We start from the raw sequence: 19,311 nt of genomic DNA, 5'->3' as shown, positions 1-19,311 counted from the left end.
CACACCACGCCGCGCATAGCACATCACGGCTGCCACACCGAGGATTTCCCGTCGGGGGCTAGATATATGCTTCCGGAGCATATACTTTCCGGAAACCTACAGGTCAATCCGTGAAAATCCGCGATTCCGGACACACTTTTTGACCCTTAACCCAAACATTCAAAGCTCGTTTGTATTGGTCTCGGTCACGTCGGTTCGTATGTCCTGACATATGCCATGGAATCCGGGCTGTTCGCTGAGATTGCCACGATTGACACGGCACCAGGCGTCGCTCATGGCGAGGCTCTGGACCAATCCCAGTCCACTGGTGTTCCCGGCACGGACTATGTCAATGTGCATGCTGGCGACTACAGCGATTGCACCGACGCGGATATGATTATCGTCGCTGCTGGTGCGTCCATTCTCCCGGATCCGGACGACCCGGATTCCCGTCCGGACCGTGCCGGATTGGCCAAGCTCAGCGGGGAAGTGGTTCGCGATGTCATGCCGGGAATCGTGAAGCATACGCGCGATGCGATTGTCCTCTTTATTACTAATCCGCTCGATGCAGTGGTGCACTTGGCTCATACCGAGTTCGATTACCCCGCGGAAAAGCTCTTTGGCACCGGCACGATGCTAGATTCGGCCCGACTGCGCTGGGTAGTTGCCAAACAGCTCGGTATCGACCCGAAGTCAGTTACTGGCTACATGATGGGTGAGCACGGGCTTACGGCCGTCCCAATTTTGTCCACACTCAATGTTCAAGGTGTGGGGTGGACAGAACTGGAAAAATGGCATGGCACGCAGTTGCCTTCACCGCAAGAAATTCAAGATGCCGTAGTCGGGGCAGCTTACGATGTTCTCAATGCCAAGGGCTGGACTAATGCCGGTGTTGCACGCTCCGCTTTGGAAATTGCCCGCGCGGTGATGCTGGATCAAAACAGCGTCCACCCGGTGTGTACACGCTTGGATGGTGAATACGGGTTGACGGATGTCTCGCTGTCGATGCCAGCGGTGATCGGCCGAGGTGGAATCATTCGTCGTATGCCGCCACAGCTAAACAGCTGGGAGCTGGAGCGACTGCGTGAATCTGCTCAGTACATCTTGAGCACCGTCGAGAACATGTAGAAGAAATTATGTAGATTCCACTTTTGCCGAAATAACACGGGGAAGTACTTTGCGCTCCTAAAATATTGGCATGAATTCGGCCAAGTCCACCTACGTTCCGGAGCTGACCAGCATCCGAGCCATCGGTGCGTTCGGCGTCCTGCTTACGCATGCCGCGTTTTGGACGGGTAACTACACCGGCGATTGGTGGGGGCGCCTCAACGGTCGATTCGAAATTGGCGTCACCATCTTCTTCGTGCTCAGTGCGGTTCTGCTCACAGGGCGCTGGCTCGGTTCGCCTGACGACGTCCCCGCGAACCGACCGGACTTGCGGAAGTATTTCACCAGCCGTGCGAAGAGAGTCCTGCCGGCCTACTGGATTGTGGTCACTGCGGCCTTTCTCATTCACACCGCAGACGACCCACCACCATCTGGTGGAGGGCTACAGGGCTGGTTGCGCACGATATCGTTTACCCAGACGCTCCAATTCGGCTGGATTCACCCGGGCTTGCCGCAGATGTGGTCGATGGTGGTGGAAGTCGGCTTCTACTTGGTATTGCCGCTGGTGGGGCTTGGCATCTGGACGATCACAAAGGGGCGGCTACGGCCTGGTCCAACGTTGGCCATTATTATTGGTTTTGGCCTCATTGGCCCGGTCTGGACTGTGCTATCGCACCAGGAAAACCTGCTGCCGGTAGTGGCACGGCTGTGGCCGATGGCGTATTTCGACTGGTTCGCCATCGGAATGCTGCTGGCCTACGGGCGAAAAGTTGGCTGGCGCGTTAATTTGGCGGCCAGCTGGCTGATAGCGCTAGTCCTGTTTTTCCTATCCACAACCACTCACGTGGGGCCAGCAACCTTGGTGCCGGATGATGTCGACCAGGCGTTGTGGAAGACCACGCTGTATGGCTTGTCCGCAGGCGCATTCGTGGCCCCGATTGCGCTGGGTACGGAGGTAAGGTGGCTTCGTCATCCAGCCTTGATGTGGTTGGGGGAGGTCTCCTACGAGTTCTTCCTCGTCCACGTGTTGGTCATGGACTGGGTAATGAGCTTGATGGGTTATCAGACCTTCCAGGGCTCGATGTTGGCAGTGGCAATTGTCACCACAGCCATCGCCCTGCCATTGTCGTGGCTGCTGCGCCGCATCACTGATGTACTAATGCGGAGGCCAGGGCCTGAGAGCCCGTGGGCTGCCTACTGATCGTCGTCGTCAAGCGGGCCGAGCTCGGCAACGAGCACTTCCTGCGCGACCTTCATTGCGGACAGTGCGGCCGGTGCGCCGCAGTAACCGGAAGCGTGGACGATGGCTTCGGTGATCTCGGTGCGGGTCAGACCGTTGGCGAGGGCGCCCTTGATGTGGCCGCGCAGTTCCTCGGTGGCTCGCAGAGCGACGAGCATTCCAATGTTGAGCAGAGAGCGATCGCGCTTGGCCAGCCCTTCGCGGCTCCAGACAGAACCCCAGACTGTGGCGGTGATGTGCTTCTGCAGGGTCTCTCCGTCGGAGCCAGCATTGCGGGCGAGGGCGGCATCGACGAATTCGTCGCCCATTACCTCGCGGCGGATTTGGATACCGGCATCGTAGCGGTCGGAGGAAAAGAGTTCATCATTCGAATTGCTCATGCTTGCTAAGTATAGGACTAGCAATGCGGATAAATTCCGAAATGTCCCCACTAGCTTTACTGCCACGACGCATAACCACGCTGAGGTTGCGAGTAAAAACGGTGTCGGTGGGAACGATGACGATGCGCCCGAGCGTTACCTGATCGCGAATTGCGCCGCGGGCGATGATTGTTGGCGCTGCCAGCGCAATCATGCCAGCGCGCTGTGCCGAAAGGGAGCCAAATTCTCCGGCGGGTTCGGTGAGAGTGCCCAGTGCATCTTCCACCACCTGTCGGCTACCGGAACCCGGTTCGCGAATAACGAGTGGCGTCGCGCGCAGTTCTTCGACGGATATCTCGGCCCGCTCAGCCCACGGATGGCCAGTCGGCACGGCGAGGACCAATTCGTCGGTGCCGATGATTCGTTCTTCGAGGTCGTGCCGACCAGCCTCGCCCTCTACCAGCCCGAAGTCCACCGCACTGTCGGCTACTAGTTGCCGCACCTCACGGGAGTTTGCCTGCACCATCGAAAGTTTGACTGCGGGATGTTGCCGGTGGAACTCGGCGGCCCAGCCGGGGTAGTAGAGCTCAGCGACAGTGTTGGACACCGCAAGGGTGAGGTGGCGGGGAACATTGTCGGAACGCAAGCTGGCGGCAATGCCCGAAAATCTGTGGCAGGCGGCGAGGAGATCTGGGAGGGCGTCGATAAGCACTTGCCCTTTTTCTGTAGGGGAGACGCCGTAAGGGGAGCGTTCGAAGACGGTGATTCCCAGCGTTCTTTCCGCCCGTGCGATGCGTGCGGACATGGTCTGCTGGTTGGTGCCGAGCTCACGCGCGGCCTTCGAGATCGACCCCGCACGGGCGACGGTGAAAAGTGCTTCGAGTTCGGCCACAGCGGAGGGGTACATGCGTCAATGGTACCCCTCACAGAGTTTCGTGATAGCGGTGACTGCAGCAAGAACAAATACGGTATGGGCATGACCAACTCTCCTCGCAGTGATGTGCTTGCGCCCGCCGGGCCTGCGTGGGCAGGATCGCTGATGGGCACCTCCATCTTCGCCACGCTTGCGCACATTCATGACGTGCCGGTGGTTCCGGAACTGCTTCTCGTCGTGGCAGTTGGCATTCTCGGTTTCATAGTGGTCGGTTGGTTGCGATTTCGAAACCCGGCTTTTCACTCGAAGTTGCAGGCGCCGTGGGGCATGTTCGCGATGGGCATTATGTCTCTCGGTAGTGCCACAAGCTCGTTGTTTAACGATTCTGTGTGGCAGCTGGCGTCCTGGTGGATCGGTGCGCCGCTGGCAATCTACGTCAGTCTTCGTCAACTGCGAGGATTCGAAGGCGAGCCGACTTTTCAGTGGGGCCTTGCACTGGTCGCCCCGATGGTGGCGGCGACAAGCGGCGCGCAGCTGAGCGTTGACTACGGCACGTTCTATCACGTCTGCGCACAAATATTCTTTTGGATGGCGTTGATTACCGTTCTGCCGATTTTCGTACGCTGCTACGTCGCGCTGTTCTCCGGCACCATGCGTATCCCCGATTCCATCGCCGGTACTGCCTGGATTCCGCTCGGATTGGTCGGTCAGTCCACGGCCGCTGCCCAGCTGCTTTTCAACCGAACCTTCGCTGTCGCTTACGGTTCCACCGTGCTCATTGTCGGTGTCTTCCTCGTCGCCATTGCTTTACGACGATTCACCCGCGCCGTAATCCGTTGGGCGGGATACAGCCCTGGTTGGTGGGGTGCAACCTTCCCCGTGGGCACTCTGAGTCTTGGTACGCACAACCTGGGTGGCACTATCGGCGCGCAGTGGCTGTACGCCGTTAGTGCCGGACTGCTGTGTTTATTGGCTGTGCACTGGGTAGCGTGCGTGGCTCGATTTGGTTGGTGGATGCGAGAGCAGGCTGCACAGGTTTAGAGTTCAACGTGTTAAACTCCCCTTAATGAAACTGATTGGCAAGAAGGGGAGAATGGGCGATTCCGCGATAGTGCGCTTGCGTGATGTCGATGTATCAGCTGGCGAACAGAACGTACTCCACATCGACAAACTTGATATTTTCCCGAAGGACATTGTCGCGGTGATGGGGAAGTCAGGATCGGGAAAGACGTCGTTTCTTCGCACATTAAGTCAACAAGGTCTGCGGACCAGCTTTATTATGCAAGACACTTTGGCGTGCCTTAATCCTCTTGTGCGCTGCGATCGGCAAGTGCGAATTCTCGCGCACGACAGTGGTTTCGATGCGCTCGAGGCCTGCGGTATCTCCCGAGAACAGGCTCATCGCTATCCCATGGAGCTCTCCGGAGGTCAGCGTCAGCGTGTCGCAATTGCGGCGGCGCTGGCGACAAAACCGTCGCCTTCGCTGCTGCTTGCCGACGAGCCTACTTCCTCGCTGGACCCGATTGCGACTCTTGAGGTAGTAGACGCTCTGCGGAAGCTACATGAGCGCACGCAAACAGCCATTGTTATTGCCACCCACGACGAGGGAGTAGCACGAAAGATCGCTACACGAATCCTCTATTTGGAAAGTGGCACTGTGGAAGAGCGAGTCTGCGCATGATCAGTATCGATGGAGTTACTTGCAAAGGCAGGCTCCTCGATGTCACTCTCACGATTCCGCAGGGAAGCGTGGTTGGCATCATGGGGAGATCAGGAGCGGGCAAGAGTAGCCTAATCAGTCTCCTGACAGGCCAGTTGTGCCCTGACAGCGGCACAGTCACGATGGCACAGGGGCCAATTGGCTATATTCCGCAGAACCCAGACGCCACGCTATTGCCACATCGGCCGGTAATCGACAGCATTTGTGAGTTCGCAACTGGGGATGTTCGAGCGATGCTGGAATCTCTGGGGATCGACCCGGAATTTGCATATCGACGACCCCACGAGCTCTCTGGCGGTCAGCGCCAGCGAATGGCAATTGCACGTGCGCTCATTGGCAAACCGGAACTGATTATTGCCGATGAGGCGTTTTCCGCTCTGGACCGGGATACCGCTTCCATGTTGGAGGAGGTCCTCCTCGGTACTGAAGCGACGGTACTGCTGGTGTCTCATGACATAAACAGCTTGCTGCGACTGTGTAATCACATAATCGTCATGTCAGCAGGGGAAGCGGTCTTTAGCGGCCCGGTTGGAGAGCTCGATAAAACCGATATTCCTGAAGTTGTTGAGCTCCTGTCGGCTGCAGAGGAGCTAGCGTCGTGAAGCAGTTGCCCAGAAAGATTCAAGCACTGTTGATTACGCAGCTTCTTTTCAACATCGGCTTTTACCTCGTTGTCCCGTTTATTGCCGTGGAGCTCTCGAACAACTTAGGGGCCAGCGGTGCCGTGGTGGGGCTGGTACTTGGTGTACGAACCTTTAGCCAACAGGGAATGTTCTTCCTCGGCGGCGGACTTGCCGATAGTTTCGGGGCAATCAAAGTGTTGCTCGTTGGAGTTGCGCTTCGCGTTGTAGGTTTCCTGGTAACTGGACTGGCAACCTCCGTGCCAATGATGTTTGTTGGCGTTGTCCTTATTGGCTTTGCGGCCGCACTGTTCTCGCCTGCAGTTGAATCCTTGCTGGCCGGTGGGGTGCCGAACTCGAGAAACAAGGAGTGTGTACACGGGCACGACTCTTTGCGCTTGACGAAAGCTATTCCCGTTTGGGCTCGCTCACCGGCCCTGTGATTGGTGCGCTGTTGATCCCAATCGGTTTTTCAGCTGTATCCTTTGCCGGCGCAGCCATCTTTAGCGGCATCTTTGTGATGCATCTGCTGTTAGCGCGCAGATGGGAAGGCGTGCATTCAGCTGGTGGCAGTATGACTGCCGCGTGGGGGCGAATCCTTCGCAATCGAGCGTTCATTGTGTTTGCGGTGTTCTACTCGACCTATTTGCTCGCCTATAACCAGCAGTATTTGGCTCTTCCTGTAGAACTGCGTCGTGCCACAGGTAGCGATGAGTATCTGAGCTGGTTTTTTGTCATCTCAGCGGTATTCGTTATCGGGCTGCAAACCACCGTGACTAAATGGGCAGAAAAACTGTCTTTAGGGGTTGCCATTGGTGGCGGTTTTGGCCTGATGGCCTTTGCCTTCGCCATCATTGCGGTCTGCGCGCCTATCCCCATGGAGGGATGGTGGGCCTTAGCCCCGGCAGTGACAATGCTGCTAGTGATGCATCTCGGAATGATGATTGCAGTTCCGATAGCCAAAGACCTCGTCGGAAAACTAACCGGAAACAAGGACCTCGGTTCTGCATACGGTTTTCTGAACAGCTTCGGTGGGCTCGCCGTTTTAGTGGGGTCGATTGTGGTTGGTGCCACCTTGGATTGGGCCGAGACCCCACAGTTGTTGGCAGCAGCGCCGTGGGCAATCATGACCGTTTTATTGCTGATATCGGCCGTGGGGCTAATCAAGCTGAGACAGCAGCACTAGCCAACATCAAATGCGCTAGAGAGCGTCAGCCAGCTAAATCTCTCCCCAAAAAACTCGACACTTACGAAAGAGAAGTAACTCTATGAATCGAAAAATTGGACTAATTCTGGCCACTGCGGCACTGCCGTTCGCAATGACCTCCTGCTTTGCGCAGGGCAGCGGTGATGCGGATGCGCTGCGGGTAGCCCTGCAATTCGAACCGGTCGCAGAGTTCTCGCCATACTCCGATGACGCAGTACTGTCGACCCGCGCAGGTGCCACGGAAATGCTTGTGGCGATTGATGACGAGGGCACCGTTAAGCCCGAACTGGCAGAAAAGTGGGAAGTGAAGGATGCCCGCACCGTCGTATTTACTCTGCCAGATGGACTGACTTTCCACGATGGAACGCCAGTCGATGCACAGGCTGTTGCCAACTCACTCACGCATGCCATTGATGCGCCGACGAGGCCAAAGGGGCTCGGCAAGAACCAACTTCAGGCTACGGCCACAGGAGACCGAGAGGTTACTGTCACTTCGGATAAAGATGATCCAATTTTGGTGAAGCGCTTTGCCGATCCGGGAACTATGATTCTCTCACCCGCAGCATTTGAAGGGGACGCACCTGACCCCTTTGGGCATGGTACAGGTCCGTTTGAACTCGAGACGAAGAACCCAGACGGTACCGTATCCGCACGTGCATTCGCCGACTACCGAAATGGTAAGCCGGAAACTGAGACTCTGACATTGTCTTTCATTGGGGATTCCACAGCTCGTACGAATGCACTGCGCGCAGATGAGCAAGACCTGGTCAAGGGGTTGCCAATCTCATCGCTGGGCGGCCTCGATGACGTGGACGTATCTAAGGTGGATTTACCTCGTGTCAATCTCCTGCATTTTAATACCGCAAAAGGCGTGTTTGCCGACGCCGAACTGCGTAAGGAAGTAGCCGCTGCAATCGATCCTGAACCGGTGGTTAGGGACATTTTTGAAGCTCAAGCGGTGAATCCGAAGGGGTCGATTTTTAATCGTTCAGCCTCGTGGGCGGCAGCAACTCCTGAGACCACTGTGAAGCCGGGGCCGAATGGCAAGGGGAAGGAAATCCGCTTGGCTACGTGGGATTCCCGTGCGGAGCTGCCCGAAGTTGCCAATCTTGTTGCGGATCAGCTGCGCAAGATGGGATTCACAGTCGACATCACGGTAGCCGACTACAACTCTTTGGAAGCAGACATGCTCGAGGGGAACTTTGATGTCATCGTCGGTTCCCGCAATTACATGCTCGGTGCGGCTGACCCGATCAGCTTCCTACAATCCGACTTCACCTGTGAGAGCTCTTATAACCTCTCGCAGCTGTGTAACCAGACCATAGATGTCGATATTGAGAAGGCCGCTGAGCTTGGCGACGATGAGGAGCGCCTGTCGGCAGCAGCTCGAATCGGCGCGGAAATTGTTGCAGATGGTGCAGTAGTTCCGCTGTCTCATGAAAAATCGCTAATCGGTGCGAAGAATGTTCGTGGTATCGCACTCGATCCGATGGAGCGCCACCTGATTACAGAGAAGACGGCTAAGTGATTCGGAAAGCTTTCGCGGTAGTTGCCTCAGTTGTGGGACTTCTCATCCTCACGGCCCTGTTGCCGTGGTTGACAGGACGGGAACCCGCATACGCCGTTCTGCGTGCACGTGAGCGGGAACGGGAGATAACACCGGAGCTTATTGAAGCTGTTCGCAGAGAATATGGCCTGCCGACAACGCCGTGGGAGTCGCTCCAGCAGTGGACGACAAATATTCTTCACGGTGACTTTGGTACCTCGTGGGTAACCGGACAAGATGCTTTCGCTCAGGCCGTGAACGGCTTCGGTATTACGTTCGCATTGACTGCGGCTTCCATGGCGTTGTGCGTCGTCGTTGCGCTGGCGCTCGTACTTCCACGGATTGCAGGATTGCGAGCCGGAAAATGGACACCGAGCGTGCTAGCGGTTCTCGCCGCACTGCCAAACTTTGTGGTGGCGGTTTTACTGCTGTGGTGGTTGGCTGTTGAACTGCGCATGTTTCCGGTAGGCGGTTGGGCATCACCTGCGCATATGGTGCTGCCAGTGCTGGCAATTGGCCTGCCCGCCGCGGGACTCTATGGGCGCGTGTTGCTGATTTCAGCTGATACTGCGTTGTCAGAACCCTGGGTAGAGTCATGGCGCACCAATGGCGTTCCAAAATCAACAATTATTCGATTTGTCACTTGGCGTAGCCTGCTGCCGACACTGTCACAGTTGACGCTGTTCTTTGCGGGCACGTTATCGGCCACCGCAGCAATTGAGGTCACCTTTCATTTGCCGGGCTTTGGGCGGAACGTGGTTGCGGCTGCTACTGCGGGCGATATTCCCGTTCTGCAAGCTGCGGTAACTGTGGTGTTGGGAATCGGCATAATCTGTGGACTCGTGGCTCAGGCGATACGGGGGCAGTATGCGCGGAAGCTGCGAGGAAGTATCGCCACTGTTGGCCGGCCTACAGGGGGTGGACGTTTCTGGAGTCTCATCCTGTCGATTATTCCTATCGTGCTAATTGCGCTGGGAATTCCCCGCAGCGCGGACATCGACTCTGCGAAACGCTTCATTTCACCGTCCTGGCAACACCCACTGGGTACCGATCAGCTTGGTCGTGACATTTGGGCGCGGCTTGCCGACGGTATCGGTGCCACTATCGGAACTGCAATCCTGGTGACCGTAGTGTGCGCACTCATCGCCCTTGTGATTGGGCATCTAGGGGCATCAGTGCAGTTCTTCGGAGATGCCATGAATGCGGTACCCGCGATATTGCTGGGACTTATTCTGGCTGGAGTCTTGGGCCGCTCGATGCTGACAGCTGCGATAGCGGTGTTTTTGGTCGGGTGGATTCCACTGGCTGCACATTGCGTCGAAGTCGCTAACGAAGCCGCTGCATCCGGGCACTACCGATTTGCGCAAACCATGGGGGCCAGCCGTTGGCACCTTTTGAAGCTGCATGTTCTTCCCATGACCATTCCAGCAGTAGCTCGCCATGCCGTGACCAGGATTGCCCATAATGCTATCGCCCTTGCAGCTCTCGGCTTCCTCGGCGTAGGCGCAGGTGTTGGCAGTCCAGATTGGGGCGTAATCCTCAACGAATCCACGCAATATCTCGAGCGGGCGCCGTGGTTAGCGTGGGGGCCGATGATTGGACTAGCCAGCCTCGGTGTTGCCGCAACCATTGCTACCGACCGATTCGTCGGCAAGCGGCAGGCTGATTAGCCCAGCTCTACCCGCCCGTGGCGGTTCTGGTCTTCTCGTGGCGCAATACCCAGCGCGGCGGCGGGGAACAGAGCCGTGACGGCAAACAGTGCGGGGAAACCCGCAGCGGCCACAATCGCACCCGAAACCGGAGGCGTTGCAGCGTAGATAATGTTCTGGAACGTGTTCTGCGTACCCATAGCGCGTCCGGACCAGAAGGGGCCTGCGTATTCAGCAACTGCGGTGAAGGCAAGACCATTCGGGCTGACCACGGCAACGGCCAGTGCGCAGACCAGCACAGTGCCAAGTGTGCGCCAATCAGCCCAGCTGGCAATCATCATTGCGACAGCCAGGATAAAAGTCGCACCCGAGACCCAGCGGTAGGGGCGGATGCGGGACCGAACGCGGTCGGAGACCACACCCATCAGTGCTCGCGATCCGGCACCGAGCAGCTGTGCGACCATCACAACCGTGCCCGCCGTGCTATCGGCATAACCCACGGACAACAGCCACACCAGAATGTAGGCGCCCATCATCGACTGCGGCCAGGACAGCAGCGCCGAGGCGATATGGATGCGCACAAGGTATTTGCCGTCGCGGTAAGGGCTGGCCGTGACGGTGGGGTTCGAGGCATCAGGGCGCGGGGGATTCTTTACTCCAACCAGCACAAGCAACGCCAGCACAGCGCACAGAATTGCGGGCATCGCGAGTGCGACACCGATGCTGTAGTTCTGCGCGAGAGGGTGCAGGGTTACCGCTGATAGTGCAGCGCCAAGGGGCTGAGCCATTTGGCGAATGCCCATCGCAGTACCGCGTTGATGCGGCGGATACCAGCCCGACACCACGCGGCCGGATGCAGAATTCACGCTCGCCGCCGCACATCCAGCGAGGAAGAGCGCAGCCCCGAGCAGGGCCGGGCTTGACGACGAAGCCAGCGCCGCAAGCCCCGTCGTCAAGGCGGTAGAAGTCAAGCCTGCGAACAGAGCTGCGCGTTCGCCGTAGCGGTCGACAAACCAGCCCCAGGCGATGAGTGTGAAAACAATACCGGCCGCCGGCATTGCTGCGACGAGACCGGCGGCGGAGAGGCTTAAACCGTTTTCCTGCAGGGATGGGATGAGAAAAGGCACACCCATGTGAACGACGGACGAACCGACCGCCGCGAACATGGACAGAAGTAGGACAAGGTGACGGTAAGCGGGCATTACAGTCGGGAGCTCATCTCCTCAGCGGCGGCGAGAACCTTTGCGCCCCAGCATTCATAGGGCGACGGAGTCATGCGCTCCACGGGGCCGGAGACGGACAGGACTGCAATCATGCGGTGGTTGCCGTCGAAAACCGGGGCGGAGACAGAAGCGAGTGCGGGGTCGCGCTCGCCCATGGATTCGGACCAGCCGAGACGTCGGCAGTCGTCGAGGTCCTGTTCGTTGAAGTCGGCATCGGGCAGCATGCGCTCAGCGAGATTGGCCGGGCCAAAAGCCAGGAGAACGCGTGCGGCGGAACCGGCGGTCAGTGGCATGCGAGAGCCAACTGGCACGGTGTTACGCAGGCCGGTGGCGGGCTCCATGGAGGCAATGCAGGTGCGGGTGTCGCCGGTGAGACGGTAGAGCTGCACGGACTCTCCGGTGACCTCTACCAGCTTCGGCAGGATGTGCGCTGCGGCGTCGGCAAGCAGGTCAGTTGTGACGGGCGTGATCTCGGTGAGCCCGGGGCCCGTCGTCCAGCGGCCGTCCGGAGTGCGGGTGACAAGGCGGTGCACTTCCAACGCCGTGGCCAGCCGATGGGCGGTGGCGCGGGGCAGGCCGGTGTCGTCGCAGAGCTCGGCGAGGGTGCGTGGAGTTTCTGCAACAGACTTGAGAATGAGTACCGAACGGTCGAGAACTTTAATACCACTTAGAGCTGGCGTCTCGGATGTGCTAATCTGTCCCATGCCATGATATTAACATCCCATTCCTTGAGATAAAAGAGATATATCCGGAAGGCGGCTCACCCACTATGCGCACCACGGACACCAGCCCGAAGACTCTGGCCGAGAAAGTCTGGCGTGACCACGTAGTCAAGCAAGGCGACAACGGCGAACCAGATTTGATTTATATCGATCTGCACCTCGTCCACGAGGTTACCTCGCCACAGGCTTTTGATGGCCTCCGTCTGGCAGGGCGCAAGGTGCGCCGCCCGGATTTGACCATCGCAACCGAGGACCACAACGTTCCGACTACTGTCGCCGGCGGCAAAATCAATCTGATTGAGGAACCGACCTCTCGTACCCAGATTGCCACACTGCGCAAGAACGCTGAGGAGTTCGGTATCCGCCTGCATCCGATGGGCGACCGCGAGCAGGGTATCGTGCACGTCGTCGGCCCACAGCTGGGCCTGACTCAGCCGGGCACCACCGTCGTCTGTGGTGACTCGCATACCGCCACCCACGGGGCTTTCGGTGCTATGGCCTTCGGTATCGGTACCTCCGAGGTTGAGCACGTTCTGGCTACCCAGACCCTGCCGCTGAAGCCTTTCAAGACCATGGCGGTCAACGTCACCGGCGAACTGCAGGATGGTGTTACCGCCAAGGATTTGATTCTGGCGATTATCGCCAAGATTGGCACCGGCGGTGGTCAGGGCCACGTTATTGAGTACCGCGGCGAGGCCATCGAGAAGCTGTCGATGGAAGCTCGCATGACCATCTGCAACATGTCCATCGAAGCCGGTGCCCGCGCCGGCATGATTGCTCCGGACGAGACCACCTTCGAATACCTGAAGGGGCGCCCGCACGCGCCGCAGGGCGAGCAGTGGGACGAGGCTGTCGCATACTGGAAGTCCCTGGTTACTGACGAGGACGCGAAGTTCGACAAGGTCGTCGAAATCGACGGTTCCGCGCTGACCCCATTCGTTACCTGGGGTACCAACCCGGGCCAGGGCGTGCCGCTGGGTGAGACCGTGCCGGACCCGGAGTTCATCGCTGAGGACTCCGACCGCATCGCCGCCGAACGTGCACTGGAGTACATGGATCTGAAGCCGGGCACCCCGATGCGCGACGTTAAGGTCGACGTTGTCTTCGTCGGTTCCTGCACCAACGGCCGCATCGAGGACATGCGCGCCGTCGCCGACGTGCTGAAGGACCGCAAGGTTGCCGACGGCGTCCAGATGCTCATCGTGCCGGGCTCCGCAAAGGTCCGCGCACAGGCTGAAGAAGAGGGGCTGGGCAAGATCTTCGAAGAGGCAGGCGCTGAATGGCGCATGCCGGGCTGCTCCATGTGCCTGGGCATGAACCCGGATCAGCTGACCCCGGGCCAGCGTTGCGCTTCGACCTCCAACCGCAACTTCGAGGGCCGTCAGGGCAAGGGTGGTCGTACCCACCTGGTTAGCCCTGCCGTCGCCGCAGCTACCGCCGTCGCCGGTCACTTCGCAGCACCGGCTGATCTCTAACTGACTCTCACTGCCGATCTTTGTACGACAGACCCAAGCAGAACTTCTAAGGATCTTTCACCATGGAAAAGTTTGATACTCACACCGGCGTCGGCGTTCCCCTGCAGCGATCCAACGTCGACACTGACCAGATCATCCCGGCCGTCTACCTAAAGCGCGTCACCCGCACCGGATTCGAGGATGGCCTGTTCAGCAACTGGCGCAATAACGAATCCGACTTCGTGCTCAACCGCCCGGAATACGCAAAGGGCTCCGTCCTCGTAGCAGGGCCGGACTTCGGTACCGGTTCTTCCCGCGAGCACGCCGTGTGGGCCCTGATGGACTACGGTTTCCGCGTCGTCATCTCCTCCCGCTTCGCCGATATCTTCCGTGGCAATGCCGGCAAGGCGGGGCTGCTCGCCGCACAGATGCAGCAGTCCGATGTCGAGCTGCTGTGGAAGCTGCTGGAGGCTAACCCTGGCATGGAGCTCACCGTCAACCTGGAGACCCGCACCGTCGAGGCCGGTGAGCAGGTCTTCCCGTTCGAGGTCGACGACTACACCCGCTGGCGTCTGATGGAAGGGCTTGACGACGTCTCCCTGACCCTGCGCAACGAAGCGGACATTGTGGCCTACGAGAAGAGTCGTCCGGCCCACAAGCCGAAGACGCTGTAGGTCAAAAAATGCTCTAGTCCAATCCGCGGTAGGCGTTAGACTTGCCGTATGTATCTGGCAATCACTAAACACTCTCGGCTCGGTGAATCTTCGCCTGCTGAATCGGCACGCGATTTGGGATTTATTTTGCGAAAGCATCCCGATCGCGTGCATGAGTCCGAGTTAAAGTTCGGTGTTGCCAGAGTCTTTTTCCCCACGGCTACCGATGCCGAATGCACGGCAGCCCTTTGGGTTGATATTGACCGCGATGAGCTGCTGAAACTCAAGCAGTACCGCGCTGATACGTTCAATCTGACCGGCTACATCAATGACCGGCAATGGGCCGCGTCATCGCTTATGACAGTGGCGCTGAAGTCCGTCTTCTCCACGGCGATGGTCATGGAAAAGCCCTCGCCTTACGACGAAACCCCGAGCGACCTCACCGCGACAGTCGCCGCGGTACCCGGCACCGAGGAAGAAATCCGGGCTCTGTTCGAACCGCTGGGGTGGAACGTCGCCTGCGATTTTTCGAACAATATTGCCGGCCAGAAGTTCTCACCGACGATAACGCTTTCGGGTAGGGCAACCGTCCGCGATTTGCTCAATCACCTGTATATTCTGCTGCCCGTCCTCGACGGTGGGAAACACTATTGGGTCGATGACCGGGAAATCGACAAGCTCGCCGCGCGTGCGCGGGACTGGCTACCGGAGCACCCACAGCGGGAGAGAATCCTGGGGCGCTATCTTGCGGATCAAAAAGGCCTGGTCAACGAGGCCGTCGTGAAGCTTGCTGGGGAAGCCGCTGCAATCGAACTGCCCCGCGGTGACCAGCCAGCCAAGCCACTTAATCGACAGCGCCAAGAGCGAGTACTGCGTGAAGTACTTAGCCTGCGCCCGCGCAGTGTAGTCGACATCGGCTGCGGTTCCGGCGTGCTACTGGGGCCGATGCTGGAGAATCCGCGAATCGCGCAGATCGTTGGTACCGATGTTTCTGTGGGGGAGCTTCGTAAGGCGCACAAGGCGCTGAACCTAGATCGCATGCCGGAGCGCCAAGCCGCGCGGGTTGAGCTTTTCCAATCCTCGGTCACCTACGCCGATGAGCGCATTGCGAACATGGACGTGGCAATCCTGATGGAGGTCATCGAGCACATTGATGCCGACCGACTGCCCGCGTTGGAGAACAACGTCTTTGGAGCAGCCCGGCCGCAGTACGTCATCGTCACCACGCCGAACAGCGACTACAACGCGTGCTATCCAAACCTAGCGCCCGGACAGTTCCGGCACCTGGATCACCGCTTCGAGTTCAGCCGTGTGGAATTTCGCCAGTGGGCGAAGGGCGTGGCCGAGAAGTTCGGTTATCTGGTGGACTTCGACGGTATTGGAGACGTGCACGAAACCTATGGCCAACCGACACAAATGGCAGTCTTTTCCTACGACTTCACCGCAGCAGAGGAGAGCTAACTATGAGTACCATCTCACTTCCTAACCTCAGCTTGGTCATGCTGGTCGGTGTCTCCGGTGCTGGAAAGTCGACTTTTGCGGCACGACACTTCGGCCCGTTTGAAGTCGTATCCTCGGATACCTGTCGCGGCATTGTTTCCAACGATCCGAATAACCAGGCGGCGACGGCGCCTGCTTTTGAGCTGCTGGAGACGATCGTCGGCAAGCGGCTGGAAGCAGGCTTACTCACCGTGGTCGATGCGACGAATGTGAAACCGCAGGACCGCGCCCGGCTCGTGAAGCTGGCGCGCAGACACCATGCGCTCAGTGCTGCTATCGTTTTGAATCTTCCGTTGGCGGAGGTGAAGGAGCGGCACAGGCAGCGCACTGACCGCAACTTCGGAGTAGAGGTGTTGGAGCGCCAGCACCGTGACCTGCGCCGAGGGCTCAAGCACCTGAAGCGCGAGAAGATTCACAACGTTTTCATCTTGAATTCCGCGGAGGAAATCGACAACGTCACCATTGAACGTGTGCCGCTGAAGGTCGACCGCAGCGATCTCCACGGCCCTTTCGACATCATCGGCGACATCCACGGCTGCTTCGACGAGCTGACCGCACTGCTGGAGAAACTCGGCTACGAGCTCTCGGCGGATGGCAGCAATGCTCATCACCCAGATGGCCGTACGGCAGTTTTTGTTGGTGACCTTGTCGATCGCGGCCCCAATAGTCCAGCCGTCTTGAAACTGGTCATGGGAATGGTCACTGCCGGCAATGCACTCTGCGTGCCCGGAAACCACGACTCTAAGTTGGTGCGCGCCCTCGACGGCCACAACGTCACCACTGGTCACGGGCTGGCCGAAACGCTCACTCAGCTCGCCGACGAAAGTGAGGAATTCCGGAAGGACGTCCGCGACTTCATCGACCACTTGCCGGTGCACTATGTGCTGGATGACGGCGCCCTGGTCGTAGCCCACGCGGGACTGCCTGAGCACCTCCATGGCAGGGCCTCCGGCAAGGTCCGCGAGTTCGCGTTCTACGGTGCGACTACTGGCAAGCGTGATGAAAATGGCCTGCCAGAACGTTTGGATTGGGCAGCGGACTACCGCGGTTCCGCCCGTGTTGTCTATGGTCACATGGAAGCGGACCGTCTGCGCTGGGTCAATAACACCATGTGCATCGACACTGGTTGCGTGTTTGGCGGCAAGCTGTCTGCGCTGCGCTATCCCGAGCTAGAGACTGTGCAGGTTGATGCAAAGCACACCTGGTGGGAGGCCCCATCCCGCAAGACCACCAATCGCACGGAGTCCGAGCTGCGCATCACTGACGTGTTGGATGTCGATGGTATCCAGACTGGGCGCCATGGCCGCATCCGCATTGATAGTGACCGCGCGGCTGCAGCGCTGGAAACAATTAGTCGTTTTACGCTCGCGCCGGAGAAAATTCCGTACCTGCCACCGACAATGTCACCGGCGCCGACCTCGCAGCGAGAGGGATTCCTGGAACACCCGGAGGAGGCATTCCGCTACTACGCAGCGCACACTGACCAGGTCATTTGTCAGGAGAAGCACATGGGTTCCCGAGCTGTGCTCTGCCTGATTCGGCCAGGAGCAAAGACCCGTTTCGGTGCTAGCACCTACGCATATACCCGTACCGGACGCGCCTTCTTCGACGGTAAGAATCCAGCACTCGACGAAATGACCAAGGCCGCAGAGCGCGCCGGGCTTTTCGACCAATTCGGCGACTGGGTCCTGCTCGACGGCGAAGTATTGCCTTGGAATCTCAAGGCGCAAGGGCTTATCGACGACATCTATGCACCCACTGCTGCCGCCGGTATTGGTGCTGCCAGACAGCTCGCGGCCGCTCTGCAGGCAGCTACCGGCAGGAGAATAGAGGTCGGCGGTCCCGCTCCAGAACAGACTCTGGACGAGCTCGAGAAGTTCCGCGCTGCTTACAACCGCTATGTCGACAGCGACAACAAGATTCAGTTCGCACCCTTCCAAGTGCTGGCAAGTGAGGATGCCACCTGGCACTACAAGCCGCACTCATGGCACTTGGATATCGCGAACCAGCTGGTAGCAGCTGACAGTCAGATCTACCGGCAGACGCGCTGCTTCGTCCTCGACCCCAGTGACCCGGAACAGGTGGAGGCCGCATCGCAGTGGTGGTTGCAACTGACAGAGTCGGGCGGGGAGGGGGCCGTCGTCAAGCCAATGGAAAACGCGGCAGTGGACCGTCAGGTGCAGCCCGGTATGAAGGTGCGGGGGCGGGAGTATCTGCGCATGATTTATGGGCATGACTACCTGCACCCGCAGCGTCAAGAGCAGTTGAAGCGGCGAAATCTGCAGCACAAGCAGTCATCGGCGCTGCGCGAGTATGCCCTCGGCATTGAGTCGCTGGAGCGCCTAGCGGCCGGCGAACCACTGCATCGGATCCACGTCCCTGTCTTCGGCGTGTTGGCGCTGGAGTCAGAGCCGATGGATCCGAGGTTGTAGGGGTTACTTCACCGGCAGCGCCGAGGCGTAGTAATCAGCCGTGGTCATCACACCGTCGTTGAAGCCCAGCACCCAGGCAGAGCCCTTCTTGCACAGGATTTCCTCGTCGAAGGGCAGGGTGCCCTCAGCGGACCAGGCGGCAAGCAGGTCTGGGATGGTGATGCCCTGAGAGCAGATGACGCTGACTCCGCCTAGCGCGACAATGTCTTCGAATGCCTTCTTGGACTCAACCTGGTTGGCAATCCAGTGCTCGTCGCCAAGCCGTTCGTCGACTGTGACCTGCATTCCCAGCTCTGCGGCGAGTGGCGCGACGGTGTCCTGGCAACGCACGGGCTCGGCGGAGTAGACGCGCTCGGGGCGGAAGCCCTCCAGGGCAGAGACGAGCAGTTCCGCTTGACGACGTCCCTTCTTATCCAGTGGTCGCAGTGCATCATTGCCGTTCCAGTTGGTGCGACGGTGCGCACGCCCATGGCGAACCAGAATGAGACGGGTGTCCGGTTCCTTGTTCATGCGCTTGCGGGCCTTGACCAGCACGTCGCGGTCGAGGTCGTAGGACAGCAGCTCCTCGGCTTCGTCCCAGGAGACCCAACGAAGCTCGTTGACCTCGGAGTTCTGTTCGAATTCGCCGTCTAGAACCTCAGCGGTCCAGTACCAGACCAGCTTCGTGCGTCCGGCGACAGGGTAAGAGACGTTGCCGACGAGCTTGCCCAGACGGACGCGGTAGCCGGTCTCTTCCCAGATTTCGCGGACGGCGGTGGCAATGAGGTTCTCGCCGGCGTCGAGCTTGCCTTTCGGCAGCGACCAGTCGTCGTAGGAGGGACGGTGAATCACGCAGATTTCAGGGTTGTGGACATCGCCGCGCCATAGAACCGCGCCGGCCGCGAAGGTCGGCTTGGTGACATCCTGACCTGGCTTCGTTGGAATCTGGCGCAGGCGACCGGTCACGGAGGTATCGCCCTTGAGGTCCTTGTCCTCTTCGTGCATCATCGTGAATTCCCTTTCAATCCTTTGTCGCCGACCTAGTTT

General features: G+C 58.9%; 16 protein-coding genes and 1 pseudogene. 12 read left to right on the top strand and 5 right to left on the bottom strand.

Going from position 1 to position 19,311, the window contains the following annotated elements; genetic code table 11:
• Positions 1 to 174: 174 nt before the first annotated feature.
• Together AB1Z34_RS03180 and AB1Z34_RS03175 are read left to right on the top strand one after the other, a co-directional pair.
• Positions 175 to 1,107, top strand: a complete 933-nt coding sequence (locus AB1Z34_RS03180; protein ID WP_367157884.1) for an L-lactate dehydrogenase — start codon at positions 175 to 177, stop codon at positions 1,105 to 1,107.
• Positions 1,108 to 1,177: 70 nt separating this feature from the next.
• Positions 1,178 to 2,287 carry an acyltransferase family protein gene (locus tag AB1Z34_RS03175; protein ID WP_367157876.1) on the top strand — a complete coding sequence of 370 codons (1,110 nt, stop codon included), beginning with the start codon at positions 1,178 to 1,180 and terminating at the stop codon, positions 2,285 to 2,287.
• Here the strand turns inward: AB1Z34_RS03175 and AB1Z34_RS03170 are convergent.
• Together AB1Z34_RS03170 and AB1Z34_RS03165 are read right to left on the bottom strand one after the other, a co-directional pair.
• A complete protein-coding gene (locus AB1Z34_RS03170) occupies positions 2,281 to 2,706 on the bottom strand; it encodes a carboxymuconolactone decarboxylase family protein (protein WP_049171597.1) in 426 nt (141 codons plus the stop codon). The two genes, AB1Z34_RS03175 and AB1Z34_RS03170, sit on opposite strands and share 7 nt — an antisense overlap.
• Positions 2,690 to 3,592, bottom strand: a complete 903-nt coding sequence (locus AB1Z34_RS03165) for a LysR family transcriptional regulator (protein WP_367157875.1) — start codon at positions 3,590 to 3,592, stop codon at positions 2,690 to 2,692. The genes AB1Z34_RS03170 and AB1Z34_RS03165 overlap by 17 nt, the downstream gene beginning before the upstream one ends.
• Positions 3,593 to 3,661: 69 nt before the next feature.
• Here AB1Z34_RS03165 and AB1Z34_RS03160 point away from each other — a divergent pair, with 69 nt between their 5' ends.
• The 6 genes and pseudogenes from AB1Z34_RS03160 (at position 3,662) to AB1Z34_RS03135 (ending at position 10,322) form a co-directional block, all read left to right on the top strand.
• Positions 3,662 to 4,600: a TDT family transporter gene (locus tag AB1Z34_RS03160; RefSeq protein ID WP_367157874.1), complete on the top strand. Its 939-nt coding sequence runs from the start codon at positions 3,662 to 3,664 to the stop codon at positions 4,598 to 4,600.
• A 25-nt stretch (positions 4,601 to 4,625) separates the two neighbouring features.
• Complete coding sequence (locus AB1Z34_RS03155) at positions 4,626 to 5,240, top strand: ATP-binding cassette domain-containing protein (protein ID WP_367157873.1); 615 nt, start codon at positions 4,626 to 4,628, stop codon at positions 5,238 to 5,240.
• Positions 5,237 to 5,881, top strand: coding sequence for an ABC transporter ATP-binding protein (locus AB1Z34_RS03150; protein ID WP_367157872.1), 645 nt, complete (start codon positions 5,237 to 5,239; stop codon positions 5,879 to 5,881). Before AB1Z34_RS03155 ends, AB1Z34_RS03150 begins: the two co-directional genes overlap by 4 nt.
• Positions 5,878 to 7,085: pseudogene (locus tag AB1Z34_RS03145) on the top strand (MFS transporter). The gene AB1Z34_RS03150 and the pseudogene AB1Z34_RS03145 overlap by 4 nt, the downstream one beginning before the upstream one ends.
• Before the next feature lie 82 nt (positions 7,086 to 7,167).
• The gene (locus AB1Z34_RS03140) at positions 7,168 to 8,634 is read left to right on the top strand and encodes an ABC transporter substrate-binding protein (RefSeq protein ID WP_367157871.1); all 1,467 of its coding nucleotides are present in this window, start codon (positions 7,168 to 7,170) and stop codon (positions 8,632 to 8,634) included.
• On the top strand, positions 8,631 to 10,322 hold the full coding sequence (locus AB1Z34_RS03135) for an ABC transporter permease subunit (RefSeq protein WP_367157870.1): 1,692 nt from the start codon (positions 8,631 to 8,633) through the stop codon (positions 10,320 to 10,322). Before AB1Z34_RS03140 ends, AB1Z34_RS03135 begins: the two co-directional genes overlap by 4 nt.
• On the opposite strand, the gene AB1Z34_RS03130 is transcribed toward AB1Z34_RS03135, so the two are convergent.
• Together AB1Z34_RS03130 and AB1Z34_RS03125 are read right to left on the bottom strand one after the other, a co-directional pair.
• Positions 10,319 to 11,503: an MFS transporter gene (locus AB1Z34_RS03130; protein WP_147719077.1), complete on the bottom strand. Its 1,185-nt coding sequence runs from the start codon at positions 11,501 to 11,503 to the stop codon at positions 10,319 to 10,321. The two genes, AB1Z34_RS03135 and AB1Z34_RS03130, sit on opposite strands and share 4 nt — an antisense overlap.
• A complete protein-coding gene (locus AB1Z34_RS03125) occupies positions 11,503 to 12,228 on the bottom strand; it encodes an IclR family transcriptional regulator (RefSeq protein WP_016422526.1) in 726 nt (241 codons plus the stop codon). Before AB1Z34_RS03125 ends, AB1Z34_RS03130 begins: the two co-directional genes overlap by 1 nt.
• A gap of 65 nt (positions 12,229 to 12,293) precedes the next feature.
• Between AB1Z34_RS03125 and leuC the strand changes: the two genes are divergently transcribed.
• The 4 genes from leuC to AB1Z34_RS03105 all read left to right on the top strand — a co-directional run bounded on the left by leuC (position 12,294) and on the right by AB1Z34_RS03105 (position 18,285).
• Positions 12,294 to 13,721: a 3-isopropylmalate dehydratase large subunit gene (gene leuC / locus AB1Z34_RS03120; protein WP_069358793.1), complete on the top strand. Its 1,428-nt coding sequence runs from the start codon at positions 12,294 to 12,296 to the stop codon at positions 13,719 to 13,721.
• Positions 13,722 to 13,783: 62 nt separating this feature from the next.
• Positions 13,784 to 14,374: a 3-isopropylmalate dehydratase small subunit gene (gene leuD / locus AB1Z34_RS03115; RefSeq protein WP_069358792.1), complete on the top strand. Its 591-nt coding sequence runs from the start codon at positions 13,784 to 13,786 to the stop codon at positions 14,372 to 14,374.
• 48 nt (positions 14,375 to 14,422) lie between these two features.
• Positions 14,423 to 15,814, top strand: coding sequence for a 3' terminal RNA ribose 2'-O-methyltransferase Hen1 (locus tag AB1Z34_RS03110; RefSeq protein WP_367157869.1), 1,392 nt, complete (start codon positions 14,423 to 14,425; stop codon positions 15,812 to 15,814).
• Positions 15,815 to 15,816: 2 nt separating this feature from the next.
• Positions 15,817 to 18,285, top strand: coding sequence for a polynucleotide kinase-phosphatase (locus AB1Z34_RS03105; RefSeq protein ID WP_367157868.1), 2,469 nt, complete (start codon positions 15,817 to 15,819; stop codon positions 18,283 to 18,285).
• 3 nt (positions 18,286 to 18,288) lie between these two features.
• Here the strand turns inward: AB1Z34_RS03105 and AB1Z34_RS03100 are convergent, their stop codons facing one another.
• A complete protein-coding gene (locus AB1Z34_RS03100) occupies positions 18,289 to 19,269 on the bottom strand; it encodes an NUDIX hydrolase (protein WP_187269737.1) in 981 nt (326 codons plus the stop codon).
• Positions 19,270 to 19,311: the final 42 nt, after the last annotated feature.

The sequence above is a fragment of the Corynebacterium sp. 045007 genome, assembly GCF_040743205.1.
Taxonomy (GTDB): domain Bacteria; phylum Actinomycetota; class Actinomycetes; order Mycobacteriales; family Mycobacteriaceae; genus Corynebacterium; species Corynebacterium jeikeium_D.
This window is presented reverse-complemented; position numbering and strand designations above follow the sequence as displayed.